At 60.8% G+C, this 5,066-nt stretch carries 3 protein-coding genes and 2 pseudogenes; 1 reads left to right on the top strand and 4 read right to left on the bottom strand.

Features of this window, described 5'->3' with window-relative positions; translation table 11 throughout:
• From ACFPP6_RS36255 to ACFPP6_RS36245, 3 genes and pseudogenes are all read right to left on the bottom strand, one after another.
• Positions 1-734 (bottom strand): annotated as a pseudogene (locus ACFPP6_RS36255) (transposase); the annotation flags it as partial.
• A gap of 334 nt (positions 735-1,068) precedes the next feature.
• Positions 1,069-1,242 carry a hypothetical protein gene (locus tag ACFPP6_RS36250; RefSeq protein WP_382051115.1) on the bottom strand — a complete coding sequence of 58 codons (174 nt, stop codon included), beginning with the start codon at positions 1,240-1,242 and terminating at the stop codon, positions 1,069-1,071.
• A 98-nt stretch (positions 1,243-1,340) separates the two neighbouring features.
• Positions 1,341-1,649 (bottom strand): helix-turn-helix domain-containing protein, encoded by a 309-nt coding sequence (locus tag ACFPP6_RS36245; RefSeq protein ID WP_382051116.1) that lies wholly within the window; start codon positions 1,647-1,649, stop codon positions 1,341-1,343.
• 832 nt (positions 1,650-2,481) lie between these two features.
• Between ACFPP6_RS36245 and ACFPP6_RS36240 the strand changes: the two genes are divergently transcribed.
• Positions 2,482-2,769, top strand: a complete 288-nt coding sequence (locus ACFPP6_RS36240) for a hypothetical protein (protein ID WP_382051114.1) — start codon at positions 2,482-2,484, stop codon at positions 2,767-2,769.
• Between the two features lie 500 nt (positions 2,770-3,269).
• Here ACFPP6_RS36240 and ACFPP6_RS36235 read toward each other — a convergent pair.
• Positions 3,270-4,933, bottom strand: a pseudogene (locus ACFPP6_RS36235) (ISAzo13 family transposase).
• Between the last annotated feature and the right edge of the window lie 133 nt (positions 4,934-5,066).

The raw sequence follows: 5,066 nt of genomic DNA, 5'->3' as shown, positions 1-5,066 counted from the left end.
ATTTTAGGAGGAATTTGTAGTAGCAGAGAGCTGCGGCGAGTCCGAGGGGACGCGAGGTTGCAGGAGATGACGCTCGTAGCGGGGTGACAGGCGCCTGTATCCGGTCACCCCGGAGATGGTGCGCGCGATCGCCCACCTGCGGTGGCCGAGTCGCTCACTCGACTCGATGCCTTTGCGGGCGATGCGGACGCCGATGTGCTTGCCCCACAGCTATTTCCGCAGGACAGGCTGGTCGTAGGCCTTGTCAGCGTGCAGCCACTGGGGCTTGAAGTACCGGCCCCGATGAGGGTCGTGTCTCGTTTGGAGGCCGGTCACCATCGGCTTCAGTGCCTGGCAGTCGTGGGTGTTGGCGGCGGAGAGCCCGGCGAGAAGGGCCAGCCCGTCCTGATCCGACAGGACGTGCATCTCGATCAGACCGGCGTCGTCAAGCCAGTGCAGAACCGCTTCATCCAGCCGGCCCCACACTCCGACCCGTGACCAGACCAGAAATCTCCGGTGAGCAGTGGGCTTCGAAACCCCGAAACAGGTGCGGCCTCAGGGCCGTGAGACGCCGAACACACCTGGTGAGACATTGTTCGCGGCGATTGTCTACGTGCTGGTCAGTGAGTGTGCCTGGCGACCTCTGCCTCCATCTTCTCCGGCGGAATCAGCGGTTTCACGATCTGCCACAACCCGTCCGGAACAATCCAACTCCACGTAACCCCGCCCCCATGCGAAACCCAACAACACCTCACCACATAGGACACGATCCTATTTTAGATGGAACTGTTGAGTTGCCTATTGGGTGGTGTAGCGGGCGTGGAGGTAGCCGCGGATGATGTGGGGTTGGTGCTGGCGGGGGCGGAGGAAGTGTCGTGTCTCGTGGGCAAGGTCGTCGGCCGAGTGGGCGCGGGCGGCATGGGCGTGGCGCTTGACGTTGGCGTTGAGGAGCCTGTCGGGGTTGAGTTCCGGGTTGTAGCCAGCATCAGGTGGATCTCAGGCGTTCGTTATTCTCCACGTCGGCGGTGAACGTGCTGGTGAAAAGGATGAAGTACAGGGTGCCGCGGGAGGCAAGGGCGGACATGACGTTCACCTTGAACCGGCGGCCCAAGACCCGGACAAGCGGGTCCGGCCCTTCGGCACCCAGGACCGGCCGGGCGGTGTGGTGTCCGGACGCAGGCCGCACTGATCCGCCCAGGCCAGCACGTTCTCCGCCTGCGCCCGCGCGGCGATCGCGGGGTACTCCTCCCGCACGTCAGGCATCCGCTTTCTCCTGGTCCTGACGGTAGGAGCAGAGCTCCAGACGCTGCAGGAAGAAACTGTGCCAACGTAGCCACTTGCCCACCCTCGCGTTTCAGTCATCACCACCCGGTGACCATCCTGATGAGTTCGGCCACCAGCAGCAGCATCCACAACGGGCCGTCGATCAGCAGCCGCTCGGGCGTGTAGTCCACCATCGCCTGCAACAGCACCACCCGTTCCTCCACGCCGGTCAGCTCGTGCGGTCCGGAACGGCGTGTCTTTCTCATAGTCAGAGCGTCCCGACCACCTGTCTGATAGGCCCGCCACCACGAGCCCACCGACCGCTCACTCCCACCGAACATCTCGGCCGCCTGCCGGTACGAACCAACCGTCCCCGCCTCCAGCGCAGCCACTACGCGCAACCGCACCACTTCCCGGCCCGCCGACCCCACACGCCGCAGGTCCCCAGAACCAACTATGCCCCATCAACGAGACAGGCAACCCAACAGCTCCGTATCAAATACTTGCCAAACAAGAACCTAAATGGCTCATCTAGGTTGAATGTTAGCCCGAGCTTCGGCAAGGCTATCAAAAATATAAAAAAAGGTCACAGAGGAAATAATAAGACCGAGCAGTCCAAGGAAAAGCCCGAGCCCAACACATGTTCGCACATATGGGCTATAATCGCTTTCGCGGCCACTGGAAGCCAAGAGTATTGCGATCACCGCTAAAGCGATTGCCATGAGGGCAAATACAGAATTGACTAGCGCCTCCATCCTCCAGGATTCTCCATAAGTTGCGGCAATTGCATCGCCGACACCCCCTGCCTGGATCCTGAGATTTCCGATTACTCTTTCCCGTTCAGAAATAACCCGGCCGAGCCAGCAGCCAGCTAGGGAAGTGAGCCCCATGGCTACGGACGCGGAAGAGGCAACGCATAGAAGTACGTAGGGCCTTCCATTCAACTCCGACTGATAATCGAACTCATTTGGGGCGACACTACTGTCACGCGAACTCATGAAATAATCGCTCCGAACATTAAGCGGGCGGCACCTAGCAATAGGATTAGCAACTGAGATGCGTAATTGAATACCATTTGGCTCGCAAGATGCATCAATCGAGCAATACGCACCGTAGCCCATTCGTGTGGCATGGTACGTGAAACAAGGAACGATGCGGTTCTCATCACATAGAATTTACACCTCGAGGGTCAATCTCGAATAACCCGATCTTCTATTTATGGCCACCCGGGGAGGAAATATGCTAATCAACGTCAATCAAAACGGATCCGCTGACCTGTCACTGGTTGTGGCGGATTCCACCAGCCCAGAATTCAATGAATCATCAATTATTGCTAGTCAGCTTCGCCGTTCTGCCACGGAACTAAATAATGCCCTTGAAGCACTACAGTATCTGATCATTCAGATGCATGATCAACCCGATCCCGTAAAGGGCGTAAGCCAGTGTTTCTTTCGTTGTTTCGAAGAAGTTCAAAAAGCTCTCATTAAGCGAGAACTCCTAGAGGGGCTTACCGAGGCCCTGCGATGACCCGTATGGACGTTTCCTGCGCGGTCCAAAACAAACCCGCAACTGAGCCTCTTTTTATCCTGAATTCCTGCAGGTCAGGATGATGTGGACGCCTTCCAGATCAGGAACTTGAGGTGCATCATGGATTTCGACGCCCCGAAGCACGACGGCAGGGCTCGCCAGGCACAGCCGCTGACCGGAACATAGACCATCGCGGCGGAGACCGCTTCGTCATCGGTGTTTGCTACCCCACCAACTGTGAACACACACGCGTCGCAGGCAGCAACGGCCTTACCAACTGCCGCAAATCGCGCGGCGCCATCCAGTCACGCCGCCCACTCCCCATGACTCCATCAACGGCCAAGAGCCATGTAGGACACGGTCCCAGCCTCACGCTTTCACGCGGTGGACTGTATGGGAGTTGATGGTAGACGTGAGAAGTACTCCTGACCTGCAACGATGGGGCTTGTCTAAGGACGTGCAGATGACTAACACACGGGTTGGATCTTTGGTGTCGACGGTCAGGGCTTGGGGTCTGATGAGGTGAGGTAGGCCCGAAGGTCCGCTGGTGTACGGAACCTGACTGTCAATGGGTTGATGGTGTGTCCGTGCTGGTCGAGCAGGTGCCGGGCATCCTGGACTGCGTGGGTGATCGTGCTCCTGTTCATGCCGAAGAGCTCGGCGAGGAGGTCCTGGGTGCAGAGCTTCCGCAGGTAGAGGACACCGGCCAGGACCCGGTCCGCAGAGGCGAGTGTGTCCTTCGCGCCGACCCCGGCGGCGCGAAGGCGGGCTCCACCGCGTTGGCGATGGCGGTTGGATTCCTGGTGCGCTTCCAGCGGTTCGGCCAGTTCTCCGGTCAGAGCCTCGAGTTGATGCTGAGGCATGCCGGTCAGCTCGGGATTCCGGAGAAGGGCGGGAAGGCCCGGCGATGTCATTGGGCGGTCTTTCGGTCTGGGACGCTCGTGCAGCCTGGGTGGGGTGGCCGTGGGATGGAGGATGTAGTTCCAGTCGCCGTGGAATCGGTGCCGGGTCATGACCAGCGCGTCGACCTATGCGTCGGTCACCGTGACGCCGGTGGGGTAGGTACCGGTGTCGAGTTCGGCGTGGACGGGCAGCCCGGTTACGGTCGTGGTCGCAGCAATGCTCTTCAGAATGACTCCGTGGCTGGTCAGCGGTCTACCGCGCCAGTTCATGGTGATGTGGGAGAAGAGCCGGTGCTCGATCGTGTTCCACTTCGAGGTGCCCGGCGGCAGATGGCAGACAGTGATCTCCAGCCCGACCCTGGCAGCGAGGGCGGCGAGCTCGGTCTTCCAGGCCCGAGTGCGGGATCCGTTGGATCCCCCGGCGTCGCCAGTGATCAGCAGTTGCGTAGCCAGAGGGCAGTCGTGCCGGCCAGGGCCTGCCACCAGCAGCTGATGGAAGCGACCGCGAAGGCCGCGGTGTCGTGATCGGTACCGACGCTGACCCAGCCAGTGTTCGCGCTCACGTCGTAGATTCCATACGGAATCGCCTTGCCGGACCCCTGCCGGTCCAGGAAATCATGCGTCTTGACCATGACCGGCTCACCAGCCAGCCGCCACTGACCGCCGTGGTTCTTGCAGTCACCGACCAGTTCCTTCTCCTTGGTGTCCAGGCCGATCACCGGCTGCCCGGCCTCGATGTGCTGCCTGACCTGTTCGCTGAGGCAACGGACTGAGCATCCCGGTCCGGTTGCTGCTTGCCCTCGATAGCCTTGGCATTGGCCTGCAGACTGAAGCCCTCCTCACGCAGGAGATCCCCGACTGTGTCAGCGCCGACGAGATGTCCTGGCGGGTAAGCTCCGCGGCGAGCCTGCTGGGCAACTTCGTCGCCCACCGCAACGGCGACATCGGACCCCCGCGCTCACCCGACTCGACCAGGGCCAGCAGTGCCGACCACAGACCAGGGTTCATCTCCACCAGGTGCTTGCGGCCTCCGCCGGGCCGGCGAAGCCGGCCCAGAGGGCCTTCGCCCACCTCCAACTCGTCCACACCCTTCCGAACGCCTCGCTCTTCCCAGCCGCCCGGGCGACAGTCCGGGTCCCCCCGTGACCTAGCAACCAGACCTCCACCCCCATCAACAGACGCTGCTGCCACTCATCCAAGTGCGGGAACAACACACCGAACTTCGTGGCCAGTTGCTCTCGATACTCCTGCGATATGCCCATACCACAACAACGAGCCCCCGCAACGGAAGCAACACGTTAAAATCATCTGCACGCCCTACGAGCTCGTGCATGGTTGGTTGTGACGTGTGGCTGATCGCGTCTGGTCGCTGGTCAGGCTGTGGTGAGTGGCCGG

Origin of the sequence: Streptomyces aureoversilis, assembly GCF_042657885.1 — a bacterium.
Taxonomy (GTDB): domain Bacteria; phylum Actinomycetota; class Actinomycetes; order Streptomycetales; family Streptomycetaceae; genus Streptomyces; species Streptomyces aureoversilis.
The sequence above is the reverse complement of the archived record's forward strand: the minus strand, read 5'-3'. Positions and strand labels throughout refer to the sequence as shown.

What these genes read in the sequence shown, in the direction of transcription:
- ACFPP6_RS36250 (WP_382051115.1), bottom strand. Translation starts at nt 1,242, where the DNA reads ATGCCTGACGTGCGGGAGGAGTACCCCGCGATCGCCGCGCGGGCGCAG.
- ACFPP6_RS36240 (WP_382051114.1), top strand. Translation starts at nt 2,482, where the DNA reads ATGCTAATCAACGTCAATCAAAACGGATCCGCTGACCTGTCACTGGTT.